Origin of the sequence: Enterococcus sp. DIV0240d (genome assembly GCF_051711245.1) — a bacterium.
GTDB classification, from domain to species: Bacteria; Bacillota; Bacilli; order Lactobacillales; family Enterococcaceae; genus Enterococcus_D; species Enterococcus_D casseliflavus.
In genome coordinates, this window is sequence record NZ_JBIOMG010000001.1 from 3240760 (window position 1) to 3258607 (window position 17848).

Sequence of the window (17848 nt, forward strand, 5' to 3'; positions counted from 1 at the left end):
GAAATGATTGAACTATCCGTTCCTGGAAAACTATTTATTGCTGGTGAATACGCCGTTGTCGAACCAGGTCATCCTGCAATCATCGTTGCCGTTGACCAATTTATCACGGTCACTGTTGAAGAGGCCCGTAAAAATGGCAGCATCCAGTCTGCCCAATACAGCGACCTGCCGATTCGCTGGACCCGTCGCAAAGGCGAATTAGTCTTAGACCACCGGGATAACCCGTTCCACTATATTTTGGCAGCCATTCGTCTGACGGAAAAATATGCCCAAGAAAAAGGCATTCCCCTTTCCTTTTACGATTTAAAAGTGACCAGTGAACTGGATAACTCGAATGGTCGCAAATATGGCCTCGGTTCCAGCGGTGCCGTGACTGTTGCCACGGTCAAAGCATTGAATCTGTACTATCAAATGGAAATGGATCGGTTGACCCAATTCAAAATTGCGGCTCTTGCCCATCTCGCTGTTCAAGGCAATGGGTCGTGCGGTGATATTGCGGCCTCTTGCTATGGCGGCTGGATCGCTTTTTCAACCTTCGATCACGACTGGGTCTTAACCAAACAAAAAGACCATACCTTAACAGAATTGATCGCTTTCGATTGGCCAGGATTATCGATCCGTCCCTTGACGGTTCCGAAATCTCTTCGACTGCTGATTGGCTGGACAGGCTCTCCTGCCTCCACCTCTGATTTAGTGGATCAAGTCTATCAATCCAAAGAAGAAAAAGAAAACGCCTATGCGGCCTTTTTAGCAGCCAGCAAAGACTGCGTCAATCGATTGATCGACGGCTTCTTAAATGAAGACAGTCGCACGATCAAAAAAATGATCACGGAAAATCGAAAGCTCCTGCGGGAGTTGTCCGCACTGACTGGTGTGCCGATTGAAACTCCAGCACTTAAAAAGCTCTGTGATCTAGCAGAAAATTATTGTGGTGCAGCCAAATCTTCCGGTGCCGGCGGCGGCGATTGCGGCATCGTGATCGTTGACCAAAAAACCGGTATTTTACCATTGATGAGTGCGTGGGAAAAAGCCGAGATCACCCCCTTGCCGCTGCATGTTTACCATTACCGGGAGGACCTATCATGAATCGAAAAGATGAACATGTTTCCTTAGCAAAAGCGTTCCATAAAGAACACAGCAACGATTTTGATGCAGTTCGCTTGGTTCACCAGTCGTTTCCACAAATTGACGTGGCTGATGTGTCAATTGCGACGACTGTCTTTGACCGCTCATTTTCCAGCCCTTTTTTCATTAATGCCATGACCGGCGGCAGTGAAAAAACCTTAAAAATCAATCAAGAGTTAGCAGAGATCGCACAAGCCTGTGAGTTGATGATGGCAACCGGCTCCGTTTCGGCTGCCTTAAAAGACCCAAGTGTCGCCGATTCTTTCCGTATCGTCCGTAAAGCCAATCCTGACGGCTTCTTATTAGCCAATATTGGCGCGGGCAGTCCCGTTGAAAATGCACAGCGGGCAGTGGAGCTCTTTGATGCCGATGCCTTGCAGATCCATCTGAATGCACCGCAAGAATTAGTGATGCCAGAAGGCGATCGTCAATTCAGCCAATGGCTGTCCTTATTGGAAAAAACGATGGCTTCTGTTGCCGTTCCGGTTGTCGTAAAAGAGGTCGGCTTTGGGATGTCCCGTGAAACGATCCAGCAGTTACTGGCGATCGGCGTACAAACGATTGATGTTGCTGGCAGCGGCGGCACAAGTTTTACTCAAATCGAAAATGCTCGTCGAAAAAAACGTGAATTGGCGTATTTAGACACCTTTGGTCAATCCACCGTGATTTCCTTGCTGGAAGCAAATGAGATCCAACAGCCCTTTACCCGCATCGCTTCAGGCGGGGTTCGGGATGCTTACGATATCTTCAAAGCACTTTGCCTTGGTGCCGATAGCGTAGGACTATCCGCCACGATCCTCGTGCTGCTTTTGTCAAAAGGCAAAGAAGAAACCATCGCCACCTTACAATCATGGAAGGAACAGCTGCAGCTGCTCTACACAATGGCAGGACAGACAAGCACCAAAGACCTTACCAAGGTTCAGCTGATTTTTTCTGGTGCTGTCAAAGAGTGGTGTGAAGCACGTCAGATTCCCTTAGCAAAGTATAGTTTGCGTTAAGCGATCCAATCGCTGACTACCACATCAAATAAGTAAAAGCAGTACAATTCGTTTTTTATTGTACTGCTTTTTTTTTGTGTTCTTTTTTCTATAATAGTAAGTTTCCATTTATCATTTGGATAGTAACGTTATTTAATCGCTACTTGATAATCACTTTCATTATCAGGTACGTTGTTTTTTTACCATCTTGTTTTCGAATGTGCTATGCTCAAGTTGAGGGAGGAACAATCGATTATTTCTTGAGAAAAGGATCGGTTTTTCATTCCTAGACTACATTCAAAAGGAGGCGTTTCTTATGAGTAAATCAGAATCGTCGGCTGTTTTTTCAACGATCGCTTGTTTGCTTTTGATGGCAACTGGCTTTCTTATGGCATCTTTTTCCATTCCTTATAGCTTTGTCCCTTATCTGTTAGCGATTCTTGCTGGTGGTTGGAAACAAACCTGGGAAGGCACGCAAGAATTGGTGCACGACAAACGGTTGAACGTCGATCTATTGATGGCATTAGCCGCCATCGGTGCCTGTATCATTGGTCATTGGTTTGAAGGGGCGATGCTGACCTTTATCTTTTGTTTGAGCGGTGCCCTTGAGGAATATACGACCAACAAAAGTACGCGAGAAATCAGTTCATTAATGGCACTGCAACCAACGACTGCCTTAAAAATGATTGAAAGTGGCGAGCTCGTCGAAGTACCAGTAGAAGCCCTTCAGTTAAAAGATACGATTATGGTGGCAAAAGGCAGTGCGATCCCGATCGACGGTATCGTGATCCAAGGAAACAGCAGCGTTGATGAGGCGGCCATCAGTGGCGAATCCATTCCTGTCGAGAAACGTTTAGGCAGTGAAGTCTTTGGCGGAACCATCAACCTCGGGCAGCCATTGTACATTGAAGTTACTCAAACGAGTGAAAACACCCGCTTTGCAAAAATCATTCAATTGGTGGAAGAAGCACAGCAAATGCCAAGTCAAACGGCGACCTTGATAGAGAAAATCGAACGGATCTATGTGCCGATCGTCCTGATCGCCGTCCCGCTAATGATCGTTTTGTGTACGTTTTTCACGAATTGGGGGTTCCAAGAAAGCTTTTATCGCGGTATGGTTTTACTGGTGGTGGCATCTCCTTGTGCCTTAGTCGCCTCTGCTACTCCTGCGACCTTAGCAGCTATTTCTCACGCTGCTCGTTTGGGCGTTTTATGCAAAGGCGGACAAGCCTTAGATGCCTTTGCCAATGTAAAAGCGATCGCTTTTGACAAAACCGGAACGCTGACTCGCGGCAAACCTGCTGTCACTGATGTCCATCTGTTGCTGGATGAACCCTTTATTCCCCAACTGATCGTCGGGATGGAAAAACAATCAAATCACCCATTGGCTGAAGCGATCTTGGCGTATTTTCATGATGAAAAGCCGTTGGAATTAGCCGTGGAAGAACAAGCGGGGGTCGGTCTAGCCGCCACTTACCAAGCTGCCCATTGGACGATTGGAAAAGAAGTCGATCTAACCTCTGTTGCTGCCAGTGAGCAAACCCGCATCCACGAATTGAAAGCAGCTGGAAAAACCTTGATTTATATCAATCGTGACCGTGTGTTAGCAGGGTATTTAGCGCTATTGGATCAGCCCCGTCCTGAAGCTCGTGAGAGTCTTGCCTACTTCAATGAGCAGGGGATTCACACGACGATGCTGACGGGTGATCATTTAGGTACTGCTAAAGTGATCGCAGCAGAAATCGGCTTGTCTGACTACGAAAGTGATTGCCTGCCTGATGAGAAAACCACTCGGATCAAAGAAATGAAAGAAACCTACAAAATCAATGCGATGGTCGGTGATGGGATCAATGATGCCCCCGCCTTAGCGACCGCAAGTGTGGGGATCGCGATGGGCGAAGGAACCGACGTCGCAATGGATGTGGCGAACATCGTCTTGATGAAAAATGATTTGCTGCGCTTGGTCGACAGTCACCGTTTGGCTAAAAAATTACAGCGGATCATCAAACAAAACATCGTCTTTTCTATCAGCGTCATCTTGTTGCTGATCGCTTCAAACTTCCTTGAATTTCTCACGCTGCCTCTAGGGGTCGTGGGTCATGAAGGAAGCACGATCTTAGTTATCTTAAACGGGTTGCGTATGCTTTTGCCATTACACAAAGAAACACCCCAGCAAGCCAAACCAACTCGCAAAGATTGTGATGATTGCGTCTTGTATCAACAGTCTTTGCATACGTGATCACTACTTGCATTAGAAAAACGCCCGTTGTTGGCACTTCACTAGAAGTCCATCAACGGGCGTTTTGCTGTTTTTCCTATTTATGCGTGATTGGCAAGTTGTTCCGTGTAGAGTTTGCCATCGTACATCTTAAAGAATGGATAATAGCAGAGAATGGAAACCCCTAAGTTGATCAAAGCGATCAGGATGGCTCGGAAATCACCACCGGTTCCTAAAAACGCCCCAATTCCGACTGGCGAGATCCAAGGAATCCCAGTAATGACTTTATCGACAAAGCCAAATGAGCTAGCAAAGTAAGCAATCGTGACGTTGATCAAAGGGGTTATGATAAAGGGGATGATCAAATACGGATTGTAGACGATCGGTGCCCCGAAGATCACTGGTTCATTGATATTAAAAAGCCCTGGTAAGATCGCTGCTTTTCCTAAGACTTTGAGCTGTTGTGATTTTGCCACAAACAGCATCAATAAAACCAATCCAAGCGTACTTCCTGCGCCGCCCATAAAAATATACATGTTCACGAAATCCCCAGCAAAAATATTATTGGCACCATCGATATTTTCTGTTAGAGCCACCAACAGGATGGGATTGATGAAACTATTTTTAATAACAGCCGTCCCATGAACCCCCACTGCCCATAAGAGATGGATAAGGAGCATAATCACGATGATTCCTAACCAAGAACCCGTCAACTCTTTCACGAATTCAAATGGTTTGGACAGCAATCCGTGAAGATCCGTGTGGAAAACCGCCAGTACCCCGTTGATCGCCACCATCAAAAAGGCGATCAAAATCGCTGGGATCAATGACGCAAATGCCTTGCTGACTCCATCGGGAACTCCTTCAGGCATCTGGATGGTGATCTTTCTTCTTACACAAAAACGATAGACCGCCGTAGCAAGCACTGCGGTGATGATCCCAATAAAGATGCCTACCCCGCTAAAGCGTGTGATCCAACCGCCTATGGCGATTCCATTGTAAACAATGGCAGTTTCGCTTTCTGACTGCAGCAATTGAGCTGCACCATCTGTGATATCGACTTGGACGATCGTCATTAAAAAGGCAAACAAGCTTAATAACGCCCCTACAAAACTGCTCATAGTCAAATGATCTTCTTTATGATAAATCTCAGTTAAATAATACCCTGTTGCTAAACAATAAAAAACAGCAATCGAGCCGACAGACATCGTGGTCACGACACTATAAAGCGGTGAAAATCGTAAAATCGTTTGTTCGAAAAAGCCAGCCAGTGGTGGAATGATCTGCGGTAAATTATTGATGATCAAAAAGATCGATCCGACGATCGTAAAAGGGACCGTAATGATCCCTGCTTGCATGATTGCGCGAATAAAGCGTAAATTCGCCAACTTATTCAAAGGCGGCATCAAACGCGTTTCTAAAAAGGTAAAAACACTTGTCATCGTTACTCCTCCAACGAAGGGATCGCCCCTTCTTCAATCAGCTTTTGATACCAATAAAAGCTGTCTTTTCTCACTCGTTTTTGTTCTTTTTCCTGTGCATCATTGCGATCCACGTAAATGAAGCCATACCGTTTTCGAATCCCCTCATGTACACTGATCAAATCAATGGCAGACCACGGACTGTATCCGATCAGATCCACCCCAGCATTGATCGCGGCTAAGCATTGGCTGATATGCTGCGACAAATAATCGATACGGTACGGATCATGAACCGTGCCATCTGCTTCTAGATGATCTTCTGCCCCTAAGCCGTTTTCGGTAATGATGATCGGCAAGTAGTAACGATCATAAAGAGTCTGCAACGTCGTTTTCAGCCCCAAGGGATCGATGGTCCAATTGAAGGCATTTTTCTTCAAGAACGTATTGGTGAACCCTTTGTAAAAACCACGCTCCATAATGTCTTCACTTTGCTGATCGCTGATACCGTTTTTCATATCCCCGGCTTCCGTCGGCTGCTCCACTGTCACTGTGGAGTAGAAGTTCATCGCGACAAAGTCAGGCAGCGCCCGTTTCATCAACGCCTCATCCTCCGGACCAAAGTCAATCGTGAGCCCGTTTTGGTTCAAATAATCTTGAAAGACCGTGTTGTAACGACCGAAGCAGGCAAAATCAAGGTAAGCCCAGTTCCGGACACTGTTGAAGTACAACGCTGCTTGGTTGTCTTCTGGTCGACTAGTCGCCGCATAGACCAACGAAATATTCGGCACCGGTCCGATTTTGCCATTTGGAACGATTTCATGACACGCTTCGAAGGCATATTTTTCAGCGATCATCAGGTGATGAAATTGCTGGTATTTTTCTGATAATGGAATCTTTTTCCCTAATATTTTTTGATCCACCAGCAGCATGATATTTGGTTCATTGATCGTCAGCCAATGCGTCACTCGATCCCCATAGGCTGTAAACAGCGTTTTGGCATATGCGGCAAATGCCTCAACGGTGCTGCGTTTTGTCCAGCCGCCTTCTTCTTCCAATGCTTGCGGCAAGTCAAAATGGTTCAGCGTCACAAAGGGCTGAATCCCGTGTTTCAGCAATTCATCAATGACATCGCTGTAATGATCCAAGCCTTTTTGATTAATAGTACCGCGCCCTTCTGGAAAAATTCGCGACCAAGCGATCGAAAAGCGGAAAATTTTGATCCCCATTTCTGCTAACAAGGCGATATCCTCTTTGTACTTGTGGTAATGGTCGACAGCCACTGTAAAATCTGCGATCTCATGGTTGTCTCTTGGACGAGTATCTTGGACACTCAGTCCCTTACCGTCGGTTTGATACGCCCCTTCGGTTTGGTGCGCGGAAATCGATGCTCCCCACAAAAAATCGGTTGGAAATGTTTGTTTCATATCGTACTCCTTATCCTAAATAAGATGCGTTTGACATCTTAGAATTATTGCTTGCATAGCAAAGACAATATTCTGAATTATCTCTTATTTTTCGCGGTAACGCAAAAAATAACTCCTGTCAAGTAAGACCCTCTTGAAGAGCTGCTACTTAGACACAAAAAAAGCAAAGTCCAGTTTCCTAGACTTTGCTTATGATTTAGAAGTAGCAGCTTATTTTTTCTCTGCTTTGTCTTCGTTCAATAGTGCTTTTCTTGAAAGGTTCACACGACCTTGTTTGTCGATTTCTGTAACCTTCACTAAGATTTCGTCGCCTTCTTTGACAACGTCTTCCACTTTGTTGACCCGTTCGTTCGCAAGTTGTGAAATATGAACTAAGCCGTCTTTGCCTTTGATCAAGTTGACAAACGCACCAAATTTTTCAATACGGACAACTTTCCCAAGGTACACTTCGCCAACTTTTACTTCTTTCGTCAATTCTTCAATGATCTTGATGGCTTTTTGGATCATTTCTGCATCAGCAGAAGCAATCGAAACTTTTCCGTCTTGATCGATATCGATTTTCACGCCAGTTTCATCAATGATGCCATTGATGGTGTCGCCGCCTTTACCGATTACATCTTTGATCTTCGCAGGATCGATTTGGATCATTTCGATCTTCGGTGCGTATTGGCTTAACTCTTCACGAGGAGCAGCCAATGTTGATGTCAATTCATTTAAGATTTCCATCCGTGCTTTTTTCGCTTGATCTAATGCTTCTGTCAAGATTTGTTCAGTGATTCCTTGGATCTTGATATCCATTTGTAACGCAGTGATCCCATCTTTGGTTCCAGCAACTTTAAAGTCCATATCGCCAAGGTGATCTTCTAAGCCTTGGATATCCGTTAAGATCGTGTAGTTTTTACCATCAGATACAAGTCCCATTGCGATACCTGCAACTGGTGCTTTGATTGGTACCCCTGCATCCATCAATGCTAAGGTTCCTGCACAAATACTTGCTTGAGAAGAAGAACCATTTGATTCTAATACTTCTGCAACAAGACGGATTGTGTAAGGGAAGTCTGTTTCATCAGGAATCACTTGTGCTAAGGCACGTTCGCCTAATGCACCATGACCGATTTCACGACGTCCTGGTGAGCCAGCACGACCAGTCGAACCAACAGAAAATTGAGGGAAGTTGTAATGGTGGATGAATCGTTTTGATTCTTCAACCCCTAATCCATCAATGATTTGGTGTTCACCTAAAGGTGCTAACGTACACGCAGACAACGCTTGGGTTTGTCCCCGAGTAAATAGACCAGAACCATGAACACGTGGCAATAAGCCAACTTCTGATGCCAATGGACGGATTTCGTCTAATTGACGGCCATCCGGACGAATCTTGTCGATGGTGATCAATTCGCGAACCACATCTTTTTCAAGATCTTCTGCGATTTGTTTCACTTCTTTCAAGAATTGTGCTTCCTCTTCATGTCCAGCAAATTTTTCTGCATACACTTCTTTCACTGTGTCTTTGACTTTATCGATCTCGTCTTCACGAGCCAATTTTTCTTCCGTCATAACAGCAGTTTTCATTGTTTGGTAGTAGCCGTCGAAAATTTCTTTTTTCAAGTCAGCATCTACTTGTAACAATTTGACTTCCATTTTTGGTTTGCCCACAGCTGCGACAACTTCTTCTTGGAAGGCAACCAATTCTTTGATAGCATCAAAGCCGAATAATAACGCACCTAACATGTCTTCTTCAGAAACTTCTTTCGCTCCTGATTCAACCATGTTGATGGCTTTTTTCGTTCCAGCTACTGTCAATTCGATATCGGTTTGTTCTGCTTGTTCTACTGTTGGATTCAAGACATATTCGCCATTGACCCGACCGACATCGACACCAGCGATCGGTCCGTCAAACGGGATATCTGAAATAGATAACGCTAAAGAAGAACCTAACATTGCTGCCATTGCAGGCGTACAATCTTGTTCAACGCTCATTACGATGTTTGTAACTTGTACTTCATTACGGAAGCCTTCCGCAAACATTGGACGGATCGGACGGTCGATCAAGCGGGCAGTCAAGGTTGCTTCCGTACTTGGACGTCCTTCACGTTTGATAAAGCCACCAGGTACTTTCCCTACGGCATACATTTTTTCTTCGTAATTGATCGTTAATGGGAAAAAGTCGGTATCTTTTGCTTCCTTAGATGCAACCGCTGCACTTAGGACAACCGTGTCGCCATAACGAACCAATACAGCTCCGTTTGCTTGCTTGGCTAATTGGCCAACTTCTACTTCTAATGGGCGGCCGCCCCAAGTTGTTTTGAATACTTGTTTTTCTGTCATGTTCTGCTCCTTTTCATCGGATCCCAGCAAGTCACTACTAAACAAATGAAAAAATCGGAATGGCGTTCCGCTGCTTTCATTTGGTTAGTAGGATGCTGCTTACAAGGACCCAAAATTCTTTTTGGCTGCGCTTTTTGATTCACCAGTCAAAAGGCCGCTATTTTGGTGTTTCACTTTTTAGATGGCTCGAGCTTACCTGTCAGACTGCATCAGCTGTTTTAGCCGACAATGCAGTCGCAGTGATTCCGCTGCTTGGTCACTACCCTCGCTGCTCTCGCCTAGTAGGTTTCATCATCTGCTCTGTGCGGCTTGCGTCGCCCAGTCGCAGTGATTCCACTGCTTGGTCACTACGCTCGTTGCTCTCGCCTAGTACTATTCATCATCTGCTCTGTGCGGCTTGCGCCGCCCAGTCGCAGTGATTCCGCTGCTTGGTCACTACGCTCGTTGCTCTCGCCTAGTACTATTCATCATCTGCTCTGTGTGGCTTGCGCCGCTCAGTCGCAGTGATTCCGCTGCTTGGTCACTACGCTCGCTGCTCTCGCCTAGTACTATTCATCATCTGCTCTGTGCGGCTTGCGCCGCTCAGTCGCAGTAATTCATAGCAAAAAAGTGAGATTCGGGTTGAACCTCACTTTTCTTTGTTTGATTAACGACGTAATCCTAAAGCTTGGATTAATTCGCGGTAACGTTGTACGTCTTTTTGACGTAGGTAAGCTAATAAGTTACGACGATGTCCAACTTTTTTCATCAACCCACGGTATGAATGGTGGTCTTTTTTGTGCATACGTGCATGTTCGTTCAAATGGTTGATTTCTTCTGTTAAAACAGCGATTTGAACTTCTGGAGAACCAGTATCTCCTTCATGACGTGCAAATTTGTTGATGATTTCGTTTTTGCGTTCTTTTGAAATTGCCATGTTTTTCACCTCTTTTTCTTTTTCCCCTGCGACTGAGTAAAACGTTGGTGATTCGTTAAACCAAGTAACAGGTACTGTGCTTTTCACACGTAATTACTTTACTTGATTCTAAGTAAAAAAGCAAGTTTATCTACCTATTCTTTTCGTTTCTTTTGAAAGCTCCTCCAAAACTTATGTTATACTTAGGATACTACTCTATCTAAAGGAAGTGTAAGGATGAGCGTTCTTTCCCGAATCGAGAGCATGAAAAATGAATTATCGCTTTCTGAGAAGAAACTCTTCGCATTCATGGAGGCCAATCCTGAAAAAGTGCCGTCGATGACTGCGAGTCAATTAGCAGAAGCCACTGGGATCAGTGCACCAACCGTTGTACGTTTTGCGAAAAAAACCGGCTTTGCTAGTTTGACAGATTTAAAAATACAATTATCTGCCGAATCCGGCTTGCGCCACAATGCCAATGAGCATTTAGGCTATGCCGATGTTGAATTAAACGAGCCCTTTCATGCCATCACCTCAAAATTGAGCCACAATGCCCAGGTGACCATGAATGAGACGGCCCAATTATTAGAAGAACAGCTGATGTTGGCTGCCGCTGAACTGATCGCGACTCGTGAACGCATTTTTGTCTGCGGAATCGGTGCTTCCTCATTGATCGCACAAGATATCCAACAAAAATGGACTCGTTTAGGCAAGATCGTCGTGTTTGAAAATGACTACAATCTCTTGTTGCCGCAACTTGTCAAAAACGAGAAAAAAAGTCTGGTCTGGGTCATTTCCAACAGTGGACACACGCCTGAGATGGTTCACTTAGCCGAAATCGCTAAAAATCTTGGCGTTCCGATCCTGTCACTCACCCGCTTTGGCAGCAATCCGTTGACGAAGTTGGCGGATGTTCCCCTGCAAGTGTCCCGTTCCAAAGAAGCCAACCAGCGGAGTGCCGCTACCAATTCAATCATCGCCCACCTATTAGCGGTCGATGTCCTTTTCTATGTCTTTTTAAGTAAAAATGAAAAGCTGGCACGAAATATCTATGCGTCACGCCAAGCCATCGCTGATTTTCGTGAGAAGTATTTGTAAAATGTTAGGGAGCTATAGCCTCCTACTCTTTATTAAAGCGATGACTCTACCCATTGATGAAACGTTTTTTACCAATCAAAGACAAGAGGCTGAATGTCATCAGCCTCTATTTTTTTATGCTAAGCAATGATCCCCATTGTAGAATGAACTGGACGTTGCATTCATTCTTACTCCGTCTCGCTAGATAGAATCCGCTCCTGTTTTCTCCTTGCTCGCGACTACTTTCCTCATTGCTCCTCCTCCAAATACGAGACTACCCACGAATCAAATAGTTTTTGATACGCAGCTTTTGGGCGGTCTTTTTCTTGATACACCTTTTGTGCGATGGCCGCTTGGAGCCAAAAAATCGCTTGGATCACTTCACGACTAGTCTGAGCCTCAGGTACATCCGCCCAGACGGATAAAGCGATCGCCTGTGTTTGGGCAAGCTGTTCCTGTGCAACTTGTTGTCCATTGGCAAACGTCGTCAACTGGAATTCATTGCTGATTTTTTCGTAGGTTGGATAAGTATAGCCTGCCGCTTCTCCTAAGACATAATAGAAAAAATTATCATTGTGATTGATCATGGTATAGCCTTTTTCAAAAAAGACATCTGCCGGCGCCATATTCTGGTTCCAACGGGTCCAATAGGAGATTTGGCAATTCTCCGTCAACGTTGTCTGCTCTTGGCGATTCAAGCGGTAAAACCCATCATTCCAGACCCGCACAACAAAGCCGAGACTTTCAACAAAGGCCGCCAGCTCATTGACGTAATCAATAAAGACTTCGATTCCACTGGCTTTTTCTCCATAGCGCTCACGGGCTGCTTCGATCATTTGCGGAAAGTTTTCTAAATGATCAAAATCAATAAACTCATCGGCACCAATATGAAAATAGGTGCTGTCTTCAAACAGTTGCGCATATTCCCGATAAACTTCCTGAATAAAAGCTACCGCTTCTGAATCCAAAATGTTCAGTGCTCGATCATCACGCGTGCCATCGGCTGTCGGTAATTGCCACTCGGGCTTTTGAGCCAACACTTGCCGCAGATGACCGGGAGAATCAAAGTCCGGAATGATGGCAATGCGATGTTCGTGGGCATATGCGATCAATTCGCGGATCTCTTGTTTGGTCAAATACTCCTCCGAAACGATTTCTGGAAATTGCTCTGATTCAATGCGAAATCCTTCATTCTCGGAAAAGTGTAGCTGTAGATGGGTAAACTGGAAACAAGCCATACTACGAACGACAGCTTTTAAATCCATCAAGGAGTAAAATTTGCGACCAATATCGATCATTAAGCAACGTTCGGGGATAGCCGCCGCATATGAGCCTTCCCGCAATTGATCAGTAAAGAAATCTCGCCAATATTTCGTTGTAGCAGGATAGACCATCTCAGGAGTTGAGACAATGATCTGTTGCTTCTCAAAACGAAAATCCGCATCAAGTGATGGCCTGAGAACGATTTGGGGTTGGTGGTCTGGCATTTGCCAGCCCATTGTTGCAAAAAGAGCGGTTGCTTTTTTATAATCTACGAATTCATTGTGTGCTTCATTCATCTTCGTTTCTCTCAGTACAATTAATAATTTGTTCCCTTTTATGAAGGTTCCTTTCTATCATAACACCTGATTATAATAACGTTTTCATTTTGAGAGATTTCTTAATAAGTACTAATCAGAAAAGCCGGTCCTGTGTATGGTGGTTAATTGCCTATTCAAACGATCATCCCAGTAAAGCCAACAATTCTCATGTAGTTGTCGATCGATTCGTTATAACTTTTCTGGAAGGATGTGAATGGGAAAAAGAGCCAGCTTCCCAATGATGATTCTCTCCCCTATACTACTACAAAAGAAAAATCAGCTGAGCTGCAATTGGCCTTTACTATTGAAACAGTCCCTGCTCCAAATAATCCACCAACGGACCCAAGTACTTTTTATCTGTCCAATCACAATCTTGTCCGTTGGCTTCCATGAGCGCCTTCATCTGCGGATCATAGGTGTGAGGCGCTTTCTTAGCCGCAGCTTTTCTTAACATTTTCACTAAGTTTCGATCAAAGAAATTCATTTTGCTTTCCTGCCATTGTCCTCTGCCGTAAAAAAGGGGGATGTCTTTTAGCGGACCCGTGAGATTCTGTTCTTTGAGTTTTTTCACAACATCTTCTTCAGGAGCAGAGGCTCCCGCACAAAAGATAAGTATCTCTTTGTCTTTTAGCTGGTTGGTATTCTTTTTTAAAAAGGACAGTCCAGCAATACCCGATGCATAGATTCCCCCACAGAAGATAATTGTGTCATAATCCATTACTTCAGCTATTTTCGCTTTTGGGGTTTCTAGGCTGGAAAAACCTGTTGCATCTTGAAGCCAGTGGACATACTTTTTGACAGCGCCGTATTTCGATTGATAAACAATAATGCCGTTTTTCATGGGGGAACTCCTCTCTGCAGTTAGGACTGCACCTTATGGTTTTGTGCCAGCTATTGCTTGTTCTAAAAACGTTTCGTACGCTTTTTCCTGTTGTGCATAGATTTCATCTAGTGGAATACCAGGTGTCGTTACTGAGAAAATCGTACCGATTCCGATCGTGTAAATGAGCATATGCATGTGTAGCTGTTTGGCGGTTTCTATACTGATAGTCAAATCGGCGGCAATCCTTTGGGCTACTTGAGGATTCGTCTCCAACTGATACAGATCTTCTAATGACGAAACATTCGCTCTTTTTTGTAAGACAAAAATACTCAAAATATGGGGTTCTTCTTTCGCCAATTGCAAATACGCGTGTCCGGTACTGCGAAACAGATCCTGGGGGTCGCTATGGGCTTCTAGATACGCTTGTAAAAATTGCCGTGCTTTCTGCTCTACCTCTGTTCGCAGGCCCTCCATATTGGTGCAGTAACTATAAATGGGCTGGACTGAACAGCCTAACTTCTCGGCAATGTTCTTGACGATCACGTGCTCCATACCGCCTTTTCGAGCAATCTCAAAGGCGGCATCAACCACCATTTCCTTTGTTATTCGTTGTTTCGGCATTCATTGCCCTCCTTAAGCACAAGTTTCGTTATATAAACTCTTTATATAAATCGATTATATTCTTTTGTTCCTTCGAAGTCAATTGGATCCAAGCCACTATCCCTCGCTCTTTCTATTGAATAAAGAGCTGTCGCTTTCTCACAAATCATCGTTCATAGGGTGTAAATCTTCCGTTACTTTCCAATGATTGCTGGCTCTTTTATCCGCATAAAAAAGGTACAGCCCACAGAAAAAGGCTGTACCGTAGATAATACGTATGGGCTCTTTTACACTCGAAGCTGCTACACTTCTGGGGTGTTCTCTGGTGGCGCTTCGGGGATCGGTTCTTCCTCTTCATACAAGGAGGAAACCCGCGTATACCATTCAAACACATGGGTAATGACCACTTTAGCTGCCGCATACACAGGAATCCCTAAAATGACCCCAACAAGGCCAAACAGTTTTCCTGAAGTCAAGAGGACTAACAGGATCGTGACAGGATGAATCGACAACTCGTTTCCTAGAACTAATGGCGAAATCAAGCGGCCTTCAATGGTCTGCTCAATGACAAAGACGATCAGCACTTGGATCAGTAACACGGGTCCACCGACGATTCCTAAAAAGACCGCAGGGATCATGGCCAAAAAAGATCCTAAATAAGGGATTAAATTTAGAAATCCCGCTGCAATCCCCAGTGTGATGGCATAATCTAAGCCAATGATACTAAACCCGATCATAAACATCACTGCGACCGCAAACGCCACCGTCAGTTGTCCCCGAATATAGGAGGATACTTGATCGTTCATCTCTTTTAAGACGACCAGTGATGGCTGGCGCATTTTGGTTGGCAGAAATTTAACAAAATAAGGGGCTAGTTTACGGCCATCTTTCAGTAGGTAGAACAAAATAAATGGCATGGTAATGACCGCTAAAACGATCGTTGCAACGGCGCCGAAGAAACTGCCTAGATTTTGAATCGTGCTGCGGGAAAGGTTTTGGACGATATCCGTCAAAGAAGAAATCAGCTTCTCATTGGAGGCTTCGATCTGCTCTTGGACTTGCGAGAAGATTGGATCAGAGAGAATCTCATTCACCTTATTCTCGATGATCGTCAAGTAGCCTGGCAAATTATCCGCAAAGCTCATGGATTGCTCTTGGATCTTAGGGATGATCACCACCACACCCCAGACGATCAGACCAACCACTAAAATAAAGAGACCAAAAATACTGTAGATTCGTTTGATTCCCTTGCGTTCTAAGTAGTCGACGGTGGGGTTCATCAAGTAATACAAGATCCCCGCCAAAATGATTGGCAATCCGACGATGGCTAAAAATTGCCAGACGGGTTCAAACAAATACGACACTTTCGTAAAGAGCAGCAAAATCAAGAGAATCAATAAAATGACCAGCAAGCTGGTCACTGCTTGATTGTTTAAAAACCATTTCCAAAACCAGGAATGCGGCTTTTTCTGCGTTTCTTTCATGACATTCTTTGCCTCCTAGTCGTACGTCACCTGCATGCCGACTTCTAGTTTCGGCAGAACAGTTGGCGTTAAATAAATCGCACTTGAAAGCTGATCTTCAGCCGGCACTTCGTCAAAGACAAAGGTCACATGCTGGATCGTTTGCAGGATTTGGTTTACGACCGTCCCTACATATTGGACTTGATAGGTCTGATCACCAAAAGTGATCTGGTCCCCTTTTGTGACGACTAACGCTTGCGAATCAGGAATCGTTTGAATGACTGAATATTCTCGCAGTGTGTCGGTCGCTTCTTCCCCAAAAAAGATGATCATTCTTTCTTGCGAATCGATCGCTTGTGGACCGATTTCTTTGATCGTCCCTTTTTTCATATGACAAACTCCCCTTTCTATCTTCTTGTTTATTATAACATAAAGAGTTTTTCTACCCGCCCAAAACCGCATTCTATGGTAGAATTAAATAGGAATGAAACTATTAGGAGGTTTTTTTATGTTGCAAACGATTTATTTAGGTACGTACACTCGTCGCGAAAGTAAAGGGATCTATTCGATCGCTTTAGATACGGAAAAAGGAACACTGACCGATTTGACCTTATGCGCGGAAGAAAAAAGTCCGACTTATCTTGCCCGCAGTAAAAAAGAAGCAGTTTACAGCGTCACAGAAGTAGATGGCAACGGCGGCGCAGCTGCTTATACCCCAGACTTTACCTTGCTGAATACCGCAACGGAAGAAGGCGCACCACTTTGCTATGTAGCAGTTGATGAAACCCGTCAGCTTTTATATGGTGCCAACTACCATAAAGGTGAAGTGAATGTTTATAAAATTCTAGAGGATGGCAGCATCGAAGCAACGGACAGCATCTACCATGATGAACCCGTCGGCTCTCATGAAAACCAAGACAAACCTCATGTCCACTATACTGACTTAACACCAGACCAACGTTTAGCAGTTTGTGACCTTGGAACGGACCGTGTCTATACTTATGATATTTCAGAAGATGGCAAACTGACAGAAGTTGCCGTTTACGTGGCAGAAGACGGAACTGGCCCACGTCACTTGGTCTTCCATCCAACTAACCAATACGCTTACTTAGTGGGCGAATTAGACAGCTCATTGACTGTTTTACGCTACAATGAAGCAGATGGCAGTTTTGAGAATATCCAAAAGGTGCCAACGATCCCTGCAGACTTTACGGATTTCAACAGTGGCGCTGCGGTACGTATCTCGAACGATGGCCGTTTTGTTTACAGCTCAAATCGCGGCCATAATTCAATCGCTGTTTTTGAAGTAACCGATGAAGGCGCTGGCCTGACTTTTGTTCAATCAATCTCGACTGAAGGCGACTTCCCTCGCGACTTCGATTTGGACCCGACAAACGATTATCTCGTTTGTGCCAACCAAAATTCTGATAACCTAACGTTATACAAACGCGATGAAGCCACTGGCAAATTGACTGTCTTAGAAAAAGACATCTACGCACCGGAATGTGTCTGCGTCTTATTCAAAAAATAAAGTTTTGGAGGATTCCCCCATGTTTGATAAAACACCAAAGGAACTTGTGCTCAAAGATTTTTCTAATATCTACAATAAATGTCAATCAACCTTTGAACTAGTGACGAGCCGCAAATACAATGAATCATTGGTCCTATTAACGACTGCAGAAACGTATGCGATCGCTGAAAAAGCCTATATTCGCTGCGATACTGCCAAAGAGCTGCAAACAGCGGAAGTCATTGCTTTCTTTGATGCTTTTGAGATCTATTATTTTGAATTAAAACAAGTCCTTTTTCATGATGACGATGATTTTGTTTCTTTAAAAAATCGTTTAGAAAAAATGAAAGACACTTACGAAGCATTGACAGCCTCATTTCATTTGTTATGATGAAATCAAATCAAAT

General features: G+C 44.4%; 15 protein-coding genes. 6 read left to right on the forward strand and 9 right to left on the reverse strand.

What is annotated here, in order from left to right:
* The first annotated feature begins 3 nt into the window (after window positions 1-3).
* From IGJ25_RS15585 to IGJ25_RS15595, 3 genes are all read left to right on the forward strand, one after another.
* Window positions 4-1086 (forward strand): phosphomevalonate kinase, encoded by a 1083-nt coding sequence (locus tag IGJ25_RS15585; protein ID WP_010749128.1) that lies wholly within the window; start codon window positions 4-6, stop codon window positions 1084-1086.
* Entirely contained in the window at window positions 1083-2123 is a 1041-nt protein-coding gene (gene fni, locus IGJ25_RS15590; RefSeq protein ID WP_010749127.1) for a type 2 isopentenyl-diphosphate Delta-isomerase, read from the forward strand. The genes IGJ25_RS15585 and fni overlap by 4 nt, the downstream gene beginning before the upstream one ends.
* Window positions 2124-2418: 295 nt before the next feature.
* On the forward strand, window positions 2419-4341 hold the full coding sequence (locus IGJ25_RS15595; protein ID WP_225000614.1) for a heavy metal translocating P-type ATPase: 1923 nt from the start codon (window positions 2419-2421) through the stop codon (window positions 4339-4341).
* Window positions 4342-4421: 80 nt separating this feature from the next.
* Here IGJ25_RS15595 and celB read toward each other — a convergent pair whose 3' ends face one another.
* From celB to rpsO, 4 genes are all read right to left on the reverse strand, one after another.
* Complete coding sequence (celB, locus tag IGJ25_RS15600) at window positions 4422-5762, reverse strand: PTS cellobiose transporter subunit IIC (RefSeq protein WP_010749125.1); 1341 nt, start codon at window positions 5760-5762, stop codon at window positions 4422-4424.
* Window positions 5763-5764: 2 nt separating this feature from the next.
* Window positions 5765-7165, reverse strand: a complete 1401-nt coding sequence (locus IGJ25_RS15605; RefSeq protein WP_225000615.1) for a glycoside hydrolase family 1 protein — start codon at window positions 7163-7165, stop codon at window positions 5765-5767.
* Window positions 7166-7375: 210 nt separating this feature from the next.
* On the reverse strand, window positions 7376-9493 hold the full coding sequence (gene pnp, locus IGJ25_RS15610) for a polyribonucleotide nucleotidyltransferase (RefSeq protein WP_010749123.1): 2118 nt from the start codon (window positions 9491-9493) through the stop codon (window positions 7376-7378).
* A gap of 646 nt (window positions 9494-10139) precedes the next feature.
* On the reverse strand, window positions 10140-10409 hold the full coding sequence (gene rpsO, locus IGJ25_RS15615; RefSeq protein WP_005228072.1) for a 30S ribosomal protein S15: 270 nt from the start codon (window positions 10407-10409) through the stop codon (window positions 10140-10142).
* A gap of 216 nt (window positions 10410-10625) precedes the next feature.
* On the opposite strand from rpsO, the gene IGJ25_RS15620 reads away from it, so the two are divergent.
* A complete protein-coding gene (locus IGJ25_RS15620) occupies window positions 10626-11486 on the forward strand; it encodes a MurR/RpiR family transcriptional regulator (RefSeq protein ID WP_005228070.1) in 861 nt (286 codons plus the stop codon).
* A 227-nt stretch (window positions 11487-11713) separates the two neighbouring features.
* On the opposite strand, the gene IGJ25_RS15625 is transcribed toward IGJ25_RS15620, so the two are convergent.
* The 5 genes from IGJ25_RS15625 to IGJ25_RS15645 all read right to left on the reverse strand — a co-directional run bounded on the left by IGJ25_RS15625 (window position 11714) and on the right by IGJ25_RS15645 (window position 16321).
* Window positions 11714-13024, reverse strand: coding sequence for a family 20 glycosylhydrolase (locus tag IGJ25_RS15625; RefSeq protein WP_225000616.1), 1311 nt, complete (start codon window positions 13022-13024; stop codon window positions 11714-11716).
* Window positions 13025-13346: 322 nt separating this feature from the next.
* A complete protein-coding gene (locus IGJ25_RS15630) occupies window positions 13347-13886 on the reverse strand; it encodes a flavodoxin domain-containing protein (RefSeq protein ID WP_010749121.1) in 540 nt (179 codons plus the stop codon).
* Window positions 13887-13919: 33 nt separating this feature from the next.
* Complete coding sequence (locus tag IGJ25_RS15635) at window positions 13920-14489, reverse strand: TetR/AcrR family transcriptional regulator (RefSeq protein WP_010749120.1); 570 nt, start codon at window positions 14487-14489, stop codon at window positions 13920-13922.
* A gap of 281 nt (window positions 14490-14770) precedes the next feature.
* On the reverse strand, window positions 14771-15952 hold the full coding sequence (locus IGJ25_RS15640) for an AI-2E family transporter (RefSeq protein WP_115232822.1): 1182 nt from the start codon (window positions 15950-15952) through the stop codon (window positions 14771-14773).
* A 15-nt stretch (window positions 15953-15967) separates the two neighbouring features.
* Complete coding sequence (locus IGJ25_RS15645) at window positions 15968-16321, reverse strand: PTS glucitol/sorbitol transporter subunit IIA (RefSeq protein ID WP_005228025.1); 354 nt, start codon at window positions 16319-16321, stop codon at window positions 15968-15970.
* Window positions 16322-16439: 118 nt separating this feature from the next.
* Between IGJ25_RS15645 and IGJ25_RS15650 the strand changes: the two genes are divergently transcribed.
* Both IGJ25_RS15650 and IGJ25_RS15655 read left to right on the forward strand, forming a co-directional pair.
* Window positions 16440-17462 carry a lactonase family protein gene (locus tag IGJ25_RS15650; protein ID WP_010749118.1) on the forward strand — a complete coding sequence of 341 codons (1023 nt, stop codon included), beginning with the start codon at window positions 16440-16442 and terminating at the stop codon, window positions 17460-17462.
* A gap of 19 nt (window positions 17463-17481) precedes the next feature.
* Window positions 17482-17832, forward strand: a complete 351-nt coding sequence (locus IGJ25_RS15655; RefSeq protein ID WP_005233740.1) for a hypothetical protein — start codon at window positions 17482-17484, stop codon at window positions 17830-17832.
* Window positions 17833-17848: the final 16 nt, after the last annotated feature.

What these genes read in the sequence shown, in the direction of transcription:
- IGJ25_RS15585 (WP_010749128.1), top strand. Translation starts at nt 4, where the DNA reads ATGATTGAACTATCCGTTCCTGGAAAACTATTTATTGCTGGTGAATAC.
- fni (WP_010749127.1), top strand. Translation starts at nt 1,083, where the DNA reads ATGAATCGAAAAGATGAACATGTTTCCTTAGCAAAAGCGTTCCATAAA.
- IGJ25_RS15595 (WP_225000614.1), top strand. Translation starts at nt 2,419, where the DNA reads ATGAGTAAATCAGAATCGTCGGCTGTTTTTTCAACGATCGCTTGTTTG.
- celB (WP_010749125.1), bottom strand. Translation starts at nt 5,762, where the DNA reads ATGACAAGTGTTTTTACCTTTTTAGAAACGCGTTTGATGCCGCCTTTG.
- IGJ25_RS15605 (WP_225000615.1), bottom strand. Translation starts at nt 7,165, where the DNA reads ATGAAACAAACATTTCCAACCGATTTTTTGTGGGGAGCATCGATTTCC.
- pnp (WP_010749123.1), bottom strand. Translation starts at nt 9,493, where the DNA reads ATGACAGAAAAACAAGTATTCAAAACAACTTGGGGCGGCCGCCCATTA.
- rpsO (WP_005228072.1), bottom strand. Translation starts at nt 10,409, where the DNA reads ATGGCAATTTCAAAAGAACGCAAAAACGAAATCATCAACAAATTTGCA.
- IGJ25_RS15620 (WP_005228070.1), top strand. Translation starts at nt 10,626, where the DNA reads ATGAGCGTTCTTTCCCGAATCGAGAGCATGAAAAATGAATTATCGCTT.
- IGJ25_RS15625 (WP_225000616.1), bottom strand. Translation starts at nt 13,024, where the DNA reads ATGAATGAAGCACACAATGAATTCGTAGATTATAAAAAAGCAACCGCT.
- IGJ25_RS15630 (WP_010749121.1), bottom strand. Translation starts at nt 13,886, where the DNA reads ATGAAAAACGGCATTATTGTTTATCAATCGAAATACGGCGCTGTCAAA.
- IGJ25_RS15635 (WP_010749120.1), bottom strand. Translation starts at nt 14,489, where the DNA reads ATGCCGAAACAACGAATAACAAAGGAAATGGTGGTTGATGCCGCCTTT.
- IGJ25_RS15640 (WP_115232822.1), bottom strand. Translation starts at nt 15,952, where the DNA reads ATGAAAGAAACGCAGAAAAAGCCGCATTCCTGGTTTTGGAAATGGTTT.
- IGJ25_RS15645 (WP_005228025.1), bottom strand. Translation starts at nt 16,321, where the DNA reads ATGAAAAAAGGGACGATCAAAGAAATCGGTCCACAAGCGATCGATTCG.
- IGJ25_RS15650 (WP_010749118.1), top strand. Translation starts at nt 16,440, where the DNA reads ATGTTGCAAACGATTTATTTAGGTACGTACACTCGTCGCGAAAGTAAA.
- IGJ25_RS15655 (WP_005233740.1), top strand. Translation starts at nt 17,482, where the DNA reads ATGTTTGATAAAACACCAAAGGAACTTGTGCTCAAAGATTTTTCTAAT.